13 protein-coding genes and 2 other annotated features (1 of these 15 cut by a window edge) are annotated in these 14,148 nt (G+C 38.6%); of the genes, 3 read left to right on the forward strand and 10 right to left on the reverse strand.

Going from position 1 to position 14,148, the window contains the following annotated elements; translation table 11 throughout:
- Window positions 1–3: 3 nt before the first annotated feature.
- Window positions 4–213, reverse strand: a binding site (T-box leader).
- Between the two features lie 65 nt (window positions 214–278).
- From JOC49_RS09125 to hpt, 6 genes are all read right to left on the reverse strand, one after another.
- Window positions 279–875 carry a DUF445 domain-containing protein gene (locus JOC49_RS09125; protein WP_204664559.1) on the reverse strand — a complete coding sequence of 199 codons (597 nt, stop codon included), beginning with the start codon at window positions 873–875 and terminating at the stop codon, window positions 279–281.
- 5 nt (window positions 876–880) lie between these two features.
- The gene (gene hslO / locus JOC49_RS09130) at window positions 881–1,762 is read right to left on the reverse strand and encodes an Hsp33 family molecular chaperone HslO (RefSeq protein WP_204664561.1); all 882 of its coding nucleotides are present in this window, start codon (window positions 1,760–1,762) and stop codon (window positions 881–883) included.
- Window positions 1,762–2,514: a class I SAM-dependent DNA methyltransferase gene (locus JOC49_RS09135; RefSeq protein ID WP_204664563.1), complete on the reverse strand. Its 753-nt coding sequence runs from the start codon at window positions 2,512–2,514 to the stop codon at window positions 1,762–1,764. Before JOC49_RS09135 ends, hslO begins: the two co-directional genes overlap by 1 nt.
- A gap of 1 nt (window position 2,515) precedes the next feature.
- Window positions 2,516–3,613 carry a CPBP family glutamic-type intramembrane protease gene (locus JOC49_RS09140; RefSeq protein WP_204664565.1) on the reverse strand — a complete coding sequence of 366 codons (1,098 nt, stop codon included), beginning with the start codon at window positions 3,611–3,613 and terminating at the stop codon, window positions 2,516–2,518.
- 8 nt (window positions 3,614–3,621) lie between these two features.
- Complete coding sequence (locus JOC49_RS09145) at window positions 3,622–4,779, reverse strand: M20 metallopeptidase family protein (protein WP_204664567.1); 1,158 nt, start codon at window positions 4,777–4,779, stop codon at window positions 3,622–3,624.
- Between the two features lie 65 nt (window positions 4,780–4,844).
- Window positions 4,845–5,369 carry a hypoxanthine phosphoribosyltransferase gene (gene hpt, locus JOC49_RS09150; RefSeq protein ID WP_341534673.1) on the reverse strand — a complete coding sequence of 175 codons (525 nt, stop codon included), beginning with the start codon at window positions 5,367–5,369 and terminating at the stop codon, window positions 4,845–4,847.
- Between the two features lie 188 nt (window positions 5,370–5,557).
- Here hpt and JOC49_RS09155 point away from each other — a divergent pair, with 188 nt between their 5' ends.
- Window positions 5,558–6,733, forward strand: coding sequence for a CD0519/CD1768 family membrane protein (locus JOC49_RS09155; RefSeq protein ID WP_204664571.1), 1,176 nt, complete (start codon window positions 5,558–5,560; stop codon window positions 6,731–6,733).
- 55 nt (window positions 6,734–6,788) lie between these two features.
- On the opposite strand, the gene JOC49_RS13380 is transcribed toward JOC49_RS09155, so the two are convergent.
- Together JOC49_RS13380 and JOC49_RS09160 are read right to left on the reverse strand one after the other, a co-directional pair.
- Window positions 6,789–6,920, reverse strand: coding sequence for a hypothetical protein (locus JOC49_RS13380; RefSeq protein ID WP_279381207.1), 132 nt, complete (start codon window positions 6,918–6,920; stop codon window positions 6,789–6,791).
- A 9-nt stretch (window positions 6,921–6,929) separates the two neighbouring features.
- Complete coding sequence (locus tag JOC49_RS09160; protein ID WP_204664573.1) at window positions 6,930–8,030, reverse strand: polysaccharide deacetylase family protein; 1,101 nt, start codon at window positions 8,028–8,030, stop codon at window positions 6,930–6,932.
- A 158-nt stretch (window positions 8,031–8,188) separates the two neighbouring features.
- Here JOC49_RS09160 and JOC49_RS09165 point away from each other — a divergent pair, with 158 nt between their 5' ends.
- On the forward strand, window positions 8,189–8,722 hold the full coding sequence (locus JOC49_RS09165; protein ID WP_204664575.1) for a DUF4364 family protein: 534 nt from the start codon (window positions 8,189–8,191) through the stop codon (window positions 8,720–8,722).
- 12 nt (window positions 8,723–8,734) lie between these two features.
- Window positions 8,735–9,946 (forward strand): lectin like domain-containing protein, encoded by a 1,212-nt coding sequence (locus JOC49_RS09170; protein ID WP_204664577.1) that lies wholly within the window; start codon window positions 8,735–8,737, stop codon window positions 9,944–9,946.
- Between the two features lie 38 nt (window positions 9,947–9,984).
- On the opposite strand, the gene JOC49_RS09175 is transcribed toward JOC49_RS09170, so the two are convergent.
- Together JOC49_RS09175 and JOC49_RS09180 are read right to left on the reverse strand one after the other, a co-directional pair.
- The gene (locus JOC49_RS09175) at window positions 9,985–11,271 is read right to left on the reverse strand and encodes a bifunctional folylpolyglutamate synthase/dihydrofolate synthase (protein WP_204664589.1); all 1,287 of its coding nucleotides are present in this window, start codon (window positions 11,269–11,271) and stop codon (window positions 9,985–9,987) included.
- A gap of 10 nt (window positions 11,272–11,281) precedes the next feature.
- Entirely contained in the window at window positions 11,282–13,921 is a 2,640-nt protein-coding gene (locus tag JOC49_RS09180) for a valine--tRNA ligase (RefSeq protein WP_204664597.1), read from the reverse strand.
- A 44-nt stretch (window positions 13,922–13,965) separates the two neighbouring features.
- Window positions 13,966–14,148: a binding site (T-box leader), on the reverse strand; it runs 43 nt beyond the window's last position.

Below are 14,148 nucleotides of genomic sequence, written 5' to 3' on the forward strand. Positions count from 1 at the left end.
TTTGCTAGGGACGAGAGTTGCTCGCGGTTCCACCCTAGTAGTCAATTTGACCACTCGATACTTTTAACGCGGTAAGCGTTCTGCTTTCATGGGCTACTCACAGAAATGCTAAAAGTTAGTTTTCCTCCAAATTAAACATATTCTCCATTTCAGCCACGTGAAGAACTCTCTAAATGCCTCTGTTGAAGTACTCTTCTTTATAATCGCAAAATTATTAAATATTAAAACAATGATAATTCAAAATGTCATTTTTGTCAACGGGTCATTTATGAATTCTTTTAAAACAAATGTAAAACAAAGAATCCTTGAATTAGGCCAATAGCAAATCCTATAAGGCCACCCAATAATTCAATGTGTTTAAGTTCTCGTTTTGCAATGCGTAATGTCAACCGTTCAATTTCTTTAAAATCATACCCGTTAATCTTCGATTCAACCATTTGACTGATATCTATGGACTTAACAGCTTCATGACTTAATTTTTCAGCCATTTCAACCACCAGCTGGTCGCCATTTTCATCAATAATTTTTTCGATATTTTGTAAGATCATACCTTTAAACATTGAAGGGACCATGGCAGGCATTTTTGCGTCGGCAAGTGCCACAACCTTATCTTTAATAATGGAAACAACCCGCCTTTTGTCTAAGTCTTCCACAAAATCATCAACTATTTGCTCGATGGATAAGAGTTCTTCAGCAACAACATCACCTATCGTTTTTGCAATTTCAGTTTTTCTTTTGGGAATCATGCCTTGGATCACCAAAAAGTTACCCATAATGTGTACTGGTTTTACTGGTCTAAAGAGAAGTTTAATTGCAATTACATTTGTCATCCAACCAATAAGCGCACCCACTATTGCCAAAATCAATAATTTCATCTTCTTTACGCCATACTTTCTATTAGTGTCTTTAGGTCATTCCTGCTAAATTGATATTTTGTATTGCAGAAATGGCAAGTGAGTTCAGCACCCCCATCTTCTGTCAATATTTCTGTAAGTGTGGATTTGCCAAGCGATTTTAAGCCCGCACCCATTTTTTCTTTTGAGCAATCGCACTGATAATAAAGTGGATATCTTTCAAGTTCATCAAGACCGAGTCCAGCAAAGACTTGACCTGCAATTTGTTCTATTGTTAAGCCTTCTTCAAACAACTGGGTAATGGATTTCATGCCGCTTAAATTAGACTCCAGTTGCTCAATGGTTGCCTCTGAAGCCTCAGGAAGCAACTGCACCAAAAATCCACCAGCCGATTTAACCCTAGCATCTGGTGTTAAAAAAACACCAAGGCCAATTGCCGTTGCCTGTTGCTCAGATTGACCAAAATAATAAGTTAAGTCTTCCGCAATTTCACCTGAAACCAAATCAGACTGACCAATAAACGGATCTTTCATCCCCATATCACGGATTACAACAACTTGGCCTTCTTTGCCAACAGCTTGCCCCACAGCAATCTTTCCCAAATCATTGGTTTGGAGGCTTGCATGGGGTTCCGATGTATAGGCTTTTACATGTCCCTTGGTGTCAGCAACTGCCACCATCAACTGAATCTCTCCAGAACCCTTAATTTGCAATGTCAGCTTTTCTTTTTCTATTTTACTCATCATTCCCATCATCGCTGCGCCAGTTATCGTCCGTCCCAAAGCAGCAGTAGACATTGGTGACAAATCATGTGTTTTTTGAGCAGAAGCCACCATTTCCGAAGTTTCTGCAACATAAATTCGAACTTCTCGATTGGTGGACATCCCTGTTAATAAATTTCCTGTCATTAAATTTGTTCCTTTCTTTTTGCAATAAAACAAATGCGATGCGATTCTGGATGCACCGGTTTAAAACTATCACCATCCAAAATTTCTAACAGTTCAAACTGATTGTAAAGCAAGTCTTTAATTTCGTCAATCCCATAAGCCCGCTGCAAATGATACTCCTCATATCTGGAATAACCTGCCGAACTCTCAACAAAAAGTGTCAATAAAAAACTCAACTGTTTTAAGTTGGCATCATATTCATTTTCCCAAATATAGGCAGCGTTTTCAAAAGTTTCGGCAAAAGTAGAATTGCCAATAACTTGTTTAAATTTATATTCCGAACTTAAATCAAATATAAGGAGGCCCTCGGGATTCAGGTGAGATGCAGCTGAATCCAGCATACTTCTAAAATCTTCTGTTTCGACCAAATAATTCATTCCATCGCAAACTGAGAAGATAACATCATAGTTTTTCTTTGTGTTAAACGTTTTCATGTCTTGATTATAAAATCTTATTCTGAGACCTGCTTCAGAAGTTTTTTGAGAGGCAACAGCAAGCATCTCTTCAGACAGATCTAATCCTTCTAAAATATAAGACCTTTTAGACAATTCAATTGCCAAATTGCCTGTACCTGTTGCCAATTCCAAAAGTTTGCGGCTGTTGGGTTTTAGCGCTTTAATTTTGTCGTTTAACCGGTCTGCCCAAGCGGTGTAGTCCACATCATACTGCATGATGTCATATACAAACGCAAACTTATCATACGGCACACTCATGCTACACCCCCACCACATACACACTATAAATCACATACCCGTAAAAAATAAGGGTCACAGCCAATGGCAACAACTTCATCGCATTTACACGTATGCCATCACCACGCCAAATCTTATACTTGGAAACTGCTTTAACCTCTTTTAAACGTTGAAGATCTGTAACCATTGGTACAATTGGACCAGAGGTTGTAAACCTAGGCTCAATATGAAGGGTCTCATCTTCAACAGTAATTATTTCATAGGGTTTCGCTTTAACAAGCAAGGTATCTCCTACTTCATATCTTGGATAATACCGCATTATTCTTGAAAGCATTGCCTTAACACCTACAAAAGAAGCAATTGATAAAATAGCATAAAATACAATGACGCCTAAAATCACTTCGGGTGCATCTAAAACAGGATCTGACTGGAAGCCTTCCACATATTCTGATGATACACCGTTGCTGCTAAGGTTCACAACAAATCCAATAATAACTGCAACGGCATTGTTGGCTGCATGGGCAATTACCCCGGCCCAAATAGAACCTGTCAGTTGAACCAAGTAACCGAATATTAGGCCAAGTGTAATGGGTCCCAATAGATTTTGAGGATTAAAATGAAAGACACCAAATAATACCGCGCTAAAAATTACCGCACGTTTCATATCAACTTCATTCTCATAAGCGTTTAACACCATGCCTCTAAAAAAGAATTCCTCACAAACACCCGCGGTAAAAGAAATAACAAAAAGATAGAGGATCAAATCGCCTAAACTTGTGGCTGTTGGAATCGGCACTGCCACAGATGTACTGAACAATTCAATAATAAACAAAGCAAGCAAATTCACCAGTGCAATTACTGGAACTAGAAAAAGTGCCATAACCACTATCAAAATAGCGACTTTAAAGGGAATCTTTTTAAGTCTAAAAACACGCTTTATGTCTTTTTTAGTTGCCCATGCATAAATTAAAATGGGTAAGAGCAATATGCCATATTCGGTAATAATCAGTCCAATAATTGTATCCACACTTTGAACATAAGCACCCAATGTCAGAAACACAAAAGCCAACACAAGAAAAAGCAGATTGGCTTCACTAATTTTAAAATGATTCGTGTTCACTTCCTCACCTACCTCTCATCTTTTATGCTATTCGTGTACTTTAGCAACCGAATATAACTTTCGATGCCATCCATTAAAGCCTGTTCATCCAAATTGAATTTTGGATGGTGTAAGGGATATACAAACCCCTTTTCTTCATTTCGTACACCTAAGAAATAAAAGAGTCCAGGCACTTTTTTCTGATAATATGAAAAATCTTCACTGATCATTTGGGGCTTTTGAATGGTTGCAAGATCACCATTAACCTTTTTAAAAGTCTCATAAAGGTTTACATCATTTACAACAGGCGGATACAAATCTCGTATTTCGAGTTCGTATTCAATCGCGTAGGCTGCTGCTACGCCTTGGACATATGTTTTAATCCGATTTATAATAACTTGAAACACATCCTGATTGTAGGCTCTAATGGTGCCTTCCAAATTTGCAGTTCCTGCAAGAATGTTTCTCCGTTCCCCTGAAGTGAATTTCCCAACCGTTAACACTGCAGGTTCTATTGGGTCAATATTTCTGGAAACGATAGACTGAAGTCCTAAAACCATTTCAGATGCAATTAAAACAGCATCTAATCCCATATTAGGCATGGCACCATGTGCAGATTTAGCAATAAGTTTAAGATCAAATTCTCCCACCATGGCCATCATAGGGCCAGGACAACTGGATACTTTTCCCTGCGCCAATTCTGGGTAAACATGAATGCCGTAAATTTCATCAATTTTGTACGTCTCAAAAATACCCGCCTGTATGAGTGGGTCTGCACCACCAGGTCCTTCTTCTGCAGGCTGAAAAATCAGAACAATATGATTCATAACGCTTACTTCCGGATCTGATAAATACTTTGCAAGACCAAGCAGCATTGCCATATGTCCATCATGGCCACAAGCATGCATCATGCCTGGATGTTCTGACTCAAAACTTTCGCCTGTTTCTTCACCAATTGGCAAGGCGTCCATGTCTGCTCTAAAGGCTAGAGTTTTTTGAGGTCTTATGCCTTCAATAAAGGCAACAATTCCTGTTTCAAGAACAGATTCATAACGGATGCCCATTTGGTCCAGTTGAGATTTTATAAAGGCCGATGTTTTGTACTCTGCATGTCCTAACTCTGGTATCTTATGAAGCGTACGTCTCATTGTTTTAACATATGTTAAGCGTTCAGTATGCGATTTCATTCTATTGCGCCCCCCATTCAGTTCAAATAAACACCCTGCTTTCAATTTGAAAACAGGGTCTACCATCAATCTACAAAAGCAAAAACATGATCGATATTTCTAAAATAATCACCATAATTCAACCCATATCCCACAATAAATTGATCTGGAATCTCAAAGCCAACATAATCCGGTTCATAATCCACCTTACGTCTGCTCGGTTTATCCAAAAGAACACAAGCTTTAATGCTTTTAGGATTTCTCTTGCTTAATATTTCTATAACACCAGTCATGGTCAAGGCCGAATCGGTTATATCATCCACGATAAGCACATCATATTCTGTTAAATCTACGTTTATATCTTGTACAATCTTAACTTTACCGGTGGTTTTTTCACCATGTCCATAACTTGAAGTGGTCATGAATTCCACTCGAACAGGAAGATCAATTTTCCTTACCAAGTCCGCGGTAAAAATAAAGCTTCCCTTTAAAAGTGAAATAACAAGCAAATTTTTATCCTGATAAGCAATCGATAAATCACGTCCTAACTCAGCCACTCTTTTGTCAATTGTTTCCTTTGATAGGAGTACTTCTCGTTTCTTATTTTCTATACTCATGTTAGCCTCCATACATTATTTGATTTAACTTTTATTTTATCTTATAAGATACCAATTTTCAAGCATTCAAATCACACTTAACCCATTACGGGAAATTAATATTTTTCAGAATTGAAACTCATTGCATTGTTGCTTCATCAAATAGTAAAATGAAATCATAAGTGTATTAAGGGGGGTTATATATGGAGCAACACGTAACAAAGCAAAAGAAGGCTATTACCCTAGAAACATTTGTTTTTCTATTTTTGTTTGGGGCTATAGCTGTCTACTTATCACTTGAAATGGGCGTTGATAAGATGTTCAACACCATTATGAACACAGCGCACTATCTCTTGATTGACGTTGTGTTTTTTATTATGGCTGTTGCAGTTTTAGCAGGCGCATTTGCAGCGCTTTTATCTGAATTCGGGGTCGTTGCTTTGATTAACAAGATTATTTCTCCAATCATGAAGCCTGTTTATGGCCTTCCTGGTGCTGCATCTCTAGGAATGCTCACCACCTACCTATCCGATAATCCAGCCATTATTTCACTGGCTCAGGACAAGGGGTTTAAGAAGTATTTCCTAGACTACCAACTGCCAACCCTATGTAATCTAGGGACCGCTTTTGGAATGGGTCTCATTCTAACCACCTATATGATTGGATTGGGAGATGGTGTTGAATACATCATTCCTGTACTTGTGGGAAATGTTGGTGCAGTGATTGGCAGTGTGTTCAGTGTCCGAATTATGATGGTTCACACAAAAAAGTTTTATGATGTGACACATAACAAAACTGAGATTATTCCGGCAAATGATAACTTAAACAAATTAAGAGAAGTACGCGTTGGTAATATTTTCGAACGGGTCCTTGACGCAACACTTGAAGGTGGTAAAACAGGTGTTGAATTGGGACTTGCTATTATTCCTGGCGTTGTCATTATTTGTACACTGGTTATGATATTTACTTTTGGTCCTTCTATAACACCAGAAGGTCTTGAAGTCTACACAGGCGCAAAAAAAGAAGGGGTTGCATTGTTTCCGAAATTCGGTGCACTTTTAAGCCCAATTTTAAACCCGCTATTTGGTTTTACAAGCGCCGAAGCTATTGCTTTCCCCATTACAGCTTTGGGTTCTGTAGGTGCAGCTATGGGCCTTGTAAAAGATTTCATTGCTAAAGGGCTTATTGGGCCTAGCGATATTGCTGTCTTTACCGCTATGGGCATGTGCTGGAGTGGTTATCTTTCCACCCATGTTGGCATGATGGATGCGCTGGGCGTGAGAAAACTCTCCTCAAAAGCTATTTTATCGCATACAATCGGTGGGGTAATGGCCGGCATCTCCGCTCATTATTTATATCTATTAACCACTCTTTTATAAAAAAAATTGGCACTTGAGGAACGAAGACGTTTCTAAAGTGCCTTTTTTTATGTAGTTATTTTCGGCGATACAGTTCGCTTTTTATTTCTTTTAAAATAAACAATATTTTGTTTAATGTGTATTGAATCGATACAAGTACAATGAAAAAAAATATAATTCCAATCCACTCAAATTTCAGCAATTCCATAAGGCCTCCTTATGACTCTGGATCATATAAAAAGAGTTCAAGTTCTCCAAGTTTATCCATGTTGATAGACTCTGAAAATGCATTTGGTACAGAAACTCTGTTCGCAAGTCCATCACTTATAAATCGTTTTTCAGGCGTCTTTTCATATTGATTAAGCCACCACGTTAACTGCATGTCCCCATCACCACTTTGAACGCGATGTACCCTTGAAGGATCAAACCCACTTGAATATATTGGTCGCGTTGGTTTCCACCCTACTTTTAAGACAATTTCATTATGATACGCAGCCGTTTCATAGTCGCCTTCTACAACATATTGCCTCAACAAATCCGAACTGGGTGCTTTACCATATGGAAGGGCTAAAGAAGCCATTTGCAGTTGTGAATTGATTTGATTAAAATGTTGAACATTTCGACCTAAAGCCTTCTGAATGCCTTCAGCGTTAAGGACACTTAAATCTTCATGATCGTATGCGTGATTTCCAATTTCATACCCATTGTCATACAGATACTGTAGTTTTTCTTCAATGTATTCAGGCTGACCGAAAGGATTCCCAGCATTTAAATAAAATACAGCTGATCTGCCAAATTCGGGATTTCTTTCATAAAAATCATCCAAAATGGCCACCACACAATTGGGATCAACTTCTATTTCACCCTCTTTTTCTAGATAATTGAAATTTGTCCTATGTCCATCGTCAAAGGTAAGGACCACTGGCGTCCTTCCCGCAGGCACGTCATAACTGCCATTTATAAAAGCTGACATTGGAATTGTTGTAAATCCCATATCGTACAATCTTTGAAGATCAGATTTAAAAGACTCAACTGTACGTGCATACTCAGAATTGCGTTCACTTAAATTATGATACATAACAATCATAATTTCTCCCGATTCATTCGGTTTAATGGTTTTGTAATCCACTGGAGGTTCTGTTTCCAGTTCTGTTTCCGGTTCTGTTTCCGGTTCTGTTTCTGGTTCTGTCGTAATTTCAGTTGTTACTTGAGGACTTTCACTTGCTATTTCTGACACTTGAGTCTCTACTTGAGCAGCACAACCCATTAGGCCACCAAATGTAACTAAAAACAAAAGTCCCAGCAAAATCTTTTTCATAACTTTTCAGCCTCCCTTCAGATGTTATTTTTATTATACCCTCAAATCCGTGATTTTCATACCTGAATCATTGTTTTCTTTTGTGTTTATATATGGATTGTGCTATACTATTCCATAGATTTTAGGTAATCGCAAGAAATTAAAGGAGGGATTTATTTTTGAAAATAAGTCCAGATCAACAACTTAAATCGAAAATTAAATTGCTCTATATTCTCAATCAGTTTTCAGTGCCCCTAACCAATCAACAAATGACTGATTTTGTGCTGGAGCATGATATCATGAATTATTTTGATTTGCAGCAATACCTTACTGATTTGGTAGACTCCTCCATGTTGGAATATTCAGACAGCGAAGGCGAACACTATTATATCATCACTGAAAGTGGCAAAAACACTTTGGAGCTCTTTTCAGATCGTGTCTCTCAATCTCTTAGACGCAAGATTAATGACAGTGTTGATTCAAAGAAAAAATCATTTGTGATAAAAACTAATATTACAGCAGATTATACCAAGGAAGATGACAACGATTACATGGTTCATCTGAGCGTTAAAGAAGGCATCTACACTTTAATGGATATCAAGGTAAACGTGGTGTCAAACAAACATGCAAAAACCATATGCGACAATTGGCAAAAAAAAGCGCAGTACCTTTATGGAGATATCCTAAATAAATTGCTAGATTCATCAGATTAAATGGAGTTTTATATGAATCGATTTCTTGCAACACTAACGGCAACTTTTGTTGTCGTTTTGAATATGCAAATAACTTTACCCAAACAGATGCCGACTCACTTTAATATGCCCTTGACTTACAATACATATGAAACGGTGGACATCAAAGACTTCTCGACAGATCAAGGCAGTTCAAGCAATTGCTGGGCTATTGCAGCAAATACTGCATTTCGCCTTTATGTCAAAAAGCATTTTAATACCCTTTTGTATTTAGATGACCAGCATATAATTGATGCGTCCCCAGTCCCGGTCACCAACACTTCCGGTGGTCATTTTAAATACGCGTCGACCTACTATTTAAACCACACAGGCCCTATTGACAATGATGGCAACATGCCCTATTGGTTAAGCGCATATGAAAACATATCCAATCAACCACAAGCTATAAAATGGCACATTCAAAACCAGGGTAGTGTAATCGCATCGGTTTTTTACGAACCCAATAGGACAGGTTTTTTCAATGAACCCGAAAGCGCTTATTACAACCCTTCTACCAATAATCCAATGACACATAATGTTTTGCTTGTTGGCTGGGATGATACCTACAGCAGGCACAATTTCAGAAATAAACCCAAGCAAAACGGTGCATTTATTGCACAAAACAGTTTCGGTTCCAACTGGGGGAAAGAAGGTCTTTTCTATATTTCTTATGAAGACGCCCAGGTTTTATCTGAAGTCTATGCTCTGACAAAAATAAAGCCTGCAGACAAGTCACAAGTCCATTATTATGATGAAACTGGCGTCACCCATTTTGATGGGTTTGGGGCACAAAGCACAGTTTGGGCGGCAAACACCTATACCGCGTCGAAACACCATCCGACTCATTTATACGCCATAGGCTTATACACAGATGGTCCGACACATATAGAAATTTATACAGGTCATAAGTCTGCAAAAGACAGCGAAAACACATTTGACTCAAAACACTTCATTAGATTTCCTGGATATCACACAATTGAACTCAAGAATCCACTTGCTTTAGATATCAATCAACGTTTTCATATTAAGGTGATTTTTAAGGGACAAACACCTTTCCTTATTCCAATTGAAGCCCCTTATCCCCACATGTCTTATACCGTAACAAGTGCCCCACAGGAGGGCTATCTTGGGTATGACACTTATAAGGTTTCCAATCAAGACTTTAGATCAAATTCAAGCATTGCAATTCGCGCTTATACAAAATAAAGTACACTTTTTTCACCGGGAAAAAAGTGTACTTTTTATTAGGTCTTTTCAATTATCCATTTTCTTGCCCTACCTACCATATACAGAGAACCAAAACATACGATTAAAGGCGGTTTTCCATAATCAGCCTCAATTTTCATAGCCAGTGCCATCGCTAATTCAACAGAGTCAAAGGCCCCAAGCACCGGTACACCTTGAATCATCTTTTTTAAATCTTCTGCAGCCATCGCTCTTGGATTGTCTGGTTTTGTTGTTATAATGCCTTGAAGTTCTGGGACAATTATATCCAACATATGGGTCACATCTTTATCTTCTAACACACCCATAACCCCTACAACAAAATAATCTTTCCCATGCAACCGCAACATCTCTCTCAAACCAATTATACCATGAACATTGTGAGCACCATCTATTATAACCAAAGGGTCGCTTGAGACGCGCTCCATCCGTACCATCCATTTGGCTTCTTTAAGCCCTTGCTGTAAAGCCAAATCAGAAATAGAATACCCAATTTCCCTTAACACATCGATGGTTTTTATGGCTACAGCTGCATTTTCAATTTGATAAGGTGCAATGAGAGACAATTGATAAGGTTTGCCCTCAAATTCAAACCGCTGATATTCTAATGTAGAGTTACGATTCTTAAGCGTTTCAAACGAAACTTCAGTCAGCACAGCTCCACGGCCTTCACAAACCCTTTTCACAACAGCCATCGCTGACTCTTTTTGTGGGTAAGAGACAACATGGCATTTTTCTTTAATAATCCCTGCCTTTTCAGCTGCTATTTGTTCAATTGTGTCTCCCAGATAAGCAACATGGTCTAAATCAATCGGGGTAATTACAGCAACTTCGGGCGAAGTCACTACATTTGTAGCATCAAGTCTCCCCCCTAAGCCAACTTCTAAAACCACCACATCACACTTGTTTTTTTCAAAATACAAAAACCCAATAGCCGTTACAATTTCAAATTCAGTAGGATGGGCCCGTCCCTCTGACACCATTTCTTCAACCTTAACTTTTACAATTTCAGTGAGTTGGGCCAGTTCTAAATCAGAAATCATAGTCCCATCAATTTGCATGCGTTCATTAAAAACTTCAATAAATGGAGATGTATACAAGCCAGTTTTGTAACCCGATTTCCTAAGAACTGTTGAAATCATCGAAGAAGTTGATCCCTTACCATTTGTCCCCGCAACATGAATAACCTTAAGCCGCTCTTGAGGATTATCCAGCCGATTCAATAGGTCTTTAATGTTATCAAGTCCCAGTTTACTGCCAAACTTATAGGTTCCATGAATGTAGTTCAAAGCTTCTGAATAGTTCATTTTATATCCCTCATAGCTTCTTTTCAATTTGTGCAATACGATTATTTACTGTTTCTAACATCTCTTCATACTTCTGTTGCTTTTCTTTTTCTTCCTCAATTAAGTGGGCAGGGGCTTTTTTTACAAAGCCTTCGTTGGCTAACTTTTGAACCACTCTTGAAACTTCTTTTTCTAATTTTACTTTTTCTTTTGTGAGACGGTCCATTTCTTTCACATAGTCCACCAAATCGTCTAAAGGCAAGAACAATTCAGCGCCGTGAATAACAGTCGATACCGCTTCTTCTGGAACTGCATTTCCTTCATCAGAAAGAACAACATCCGAGCAAGAGGCAAGCGCTATCAAATACTCAGATTGTGCGACCAACAGCGCCCCAATTTCAGGGTCAGATGCTTTAACAATACATTTGGCCTTGCGTGACTGTATTACATCCATTTCCGCACGGACATTACGAATGTTTCGAATTGCATCCATCAAAGATGCCATTTCAGATTCTGCTTTTTCGTCTAACCATTTTTCTTCTGAAACTGGCCAATGGTCTGTCACCAAGAGCGTTTTTTCGCCTGGCATAAACCGCCAAATTTCTTCAGTTATAAATGGCATAAACGGATGCAACGCTCTTAAGATGTCTTTTAAAACTTTAACAAGTACTTTTTGAACCGTACGTTTTTCATTTGGATCTTCTCCGTAAAGTCTTTTCTTAGCAAGTTCAATATACCAGTCACAGTATTCATTCCATGTAAACTCATATATTTTCCCAGCAGCAAGTCCAAGTTCAAATTTTTCAAGTGTTTCCGTCACTTCAGATACAACATTTGATAAACGGGATAATATCCATTTATCTGCCAAAGTAAAGACCTCTGTTCCGTCAAAATCAGTATCGGTATTATCCAATCCCATAATTACAAACCGAGAAGCGTTCCAAAGTTTATTTGCAAAATTCCGAGACCCTTCCACACGTTCAATTTGAAACTTTAAGTCATTGCCCGGACTGTTTCCAGTTGCAAGCATAAATCTTAAAGCATCTGCACCATATTGATCGATAATTTCAAGGGGATCTACACCATTTCCAAGTGATTTACTCATTTTTTTGCCAGAAGCATCACGAACAAGTCCATGTAAAAACACATGGTCAAATGGTAGTTTGTCTGTCAACTCAAGACCTGAAAATACCATCCGTATAACCCAGAAAAAGATAATGTCATATCCAGTAACCAAAACATTGGTTGGATAAAAATAGTCAAGTTCAGGTGTTTTATTGGGCCATCCCAATGTTGAAAAAGGCCATAAAGCACTAGAAAACCAAGTGTCCAGCACATCTTCATCCTGTCTAAATCGGCTCCCCCCACACCCTGTACAGACATCAGGCATTTCTTTGGCAACATGCATCTCACCACATGTTTCGCAGTAATAAGCTGGAATTCGATGGCCCCACCACAGTTGTCTAGAAATACACCAATCTCTTATATTTTCAAGCCAGTTTAAATAAACCTTTGTAAAACGATCCGGAATAATATTAAGGGATTTATTTTGAACCACATCAATTGCAGGTTTTGCAAGAGGTTCCATTTGGACAAACCACTGGTCAGATACTCTTGGCTCAATAACTGTATGACATCTGTAACAAGTACCTACATTGTGTGGATGGTCTTTCACCGAAACCAAATACCCTTCAGATTTTAAATCTTCAACAAGTACTTTCCGGCAAGCATACCGGTCTAATCCCTGATATTTTCCAGCATTTTCATTCATCGTCGCATCAGGATTCAAAATATTGATTTGCGCTAGGTTATGTCTCTGACCGATTTCAAAATCGTTTGGATCATGTGCAGGCGTTACTTTTAGAGCCCCTGTTCCAAACTCTAAATCCACATAATCATCCGCAACAATTGGGATCTCACGATTCATAAGTGGCAGAACACACATTTTCCCAACCAAATGGGTGTATCGCGTATCCTTTGGATTTACAGCAACTGCCGTGTCCGCCAACATCGTCTCTGGTCTCGTAGTGGCAATTTCAAGATATTCATTTGTCCCTTTCACTGGGTACTTAATATGCCAAAAATGACCTGGTTTTTCTTCATGTTCAACTTCAGCATCAGATAAAGTCGTTTTACAATCTGGACACCAGTTGATGAGCCTATTTCCCCGGTAAATCAAGCCCTTTTCATAGAGCTTTACAAAAACTTCTGTCACAGCATCATTACAGCCCTCATCCATTGTAAATCGCTCTTTGTCCCAATCACAGGAAGACCCTAGTTTTTGCATTTGATTTACAATAATTCGACCATAATCATCACGCCATTGCCAAGCCCGCTCTAAAAATGCTTCTCGACCAAGTGCTTCTTTTTTTATGCCTTCTTTTTCTTCAATTGATTTTAAAACACGAACCTCTGTTGCAATACTTGCGTGATCCGTTCCTGGAAGCCAAAGGGCTTCATAGCCTTGTAACCTTTTAAAGCGTATTAAGATGTCTTGAAGTGTTTGATCAAGTGCATGTCCCATATGCAATTGTCCTGTAATATTTGGTGGTGGCAGCACAATGGTATACGGTTTTTTATCCGGATTCACTTTTGCGCTAAAACTCTTTTGATCCAACCACGCTTGATAGATTCTGTCCTCAAAGTCTTTTGGATTGTACTTACTCTGCATAATGTCCTCCCAAAAATTTTCATAAAAAAAGCCCATTCATCCCACAAAGGGACGAATGGACCGCGTTACCACCCTAATTTCAGTTCATTTGAACTGACACTCATGACAAATATAACGGTTTTAACCGGATTTACCTACTATACTTACTATACGTTCAGTAAATCGCCTCAAATGCTACCTTCAATGCCTTCCAGCAAAAGGGTCTTACAGCCGACGAACCCTTCTCT

It is taken from the genome of Fusibacter tunisiensis (assembly GCF_016908355.1).
Lineage (GTDB): Bacteria > Bacillota > Clostridia > Peptostreptococcales > Acidaminobacteraceae > Fusibacter_D > Fusibacter_D tunisiensis.

Coding starts and splice junctions, on each gene's coding strand:
- JOC49_RS09160 (WP_204664573.1), bottom strand. CDS start 8,030: ATGAAAAAGATTTTGCTGGGACTTTTGTTTTTAGTTACATTTGGTGGC.
- JOC49_RS09135 (WP_204664563.1), bottom strand. CDS start 2,514: ATGAGTGTGCCGTATGATAAGTTTGCGTTTGTATATGACATCATGCAG.
- JOC49_RS09125 (WP_204664559.1), bottom strand. CDS start 875: ATGAAATTATTGATTTTGGCAATAGTGGGTGCGCTTATTGGTTGGATG.
- JOC49_RS09155 (WP_204664571.1), top strand. CDS start 5,558: ATGGAGCAACACGTAACAAAGCAAAAGAAGGCTATTACCCTAGAAACA.
- hslO (WP_204664561.1), bottom strand. CDS start 1,762: ATGACAGGAAATTTATTAACAGGGATGTCCACCAATCGAGAAGTTCGA.
- JOC49_RS09145 (WP_204664567.1), bottom strand. CDS start 4,779: ATGAAATCGCATACTGAACGCTTAACATATGTTAAAACAATGAGACGT.
- JOC49_RS09170 (WP_204664577.1), top strand. CDS start 8,735: ATGAATCGATTTCTTGCAACACTAACGGCAACTTTTGTTGTCGTTTTG.
- JOC49_RS13380 (WP_279381207.1), bottom strand. CDS start 6,920: ATGGAATTGCTGAAATTTGAGTGGATTGGAATTATATTTTTTTTCATT.
- JOC49_RS09175 (WP_204664589.1), bottom strand. CDS start 11,271: ATGAACTATTCAGAAGCTTTGAACTACATTCATGGAACCTATAAGTTT.
- JOC49_RS09180 (WP_204664597.1), bottom strand. CDS start 13,921: ATGCAGAGTAAGTACAATCCAAAAGACTTTGAGGACAGAATCTATCAA.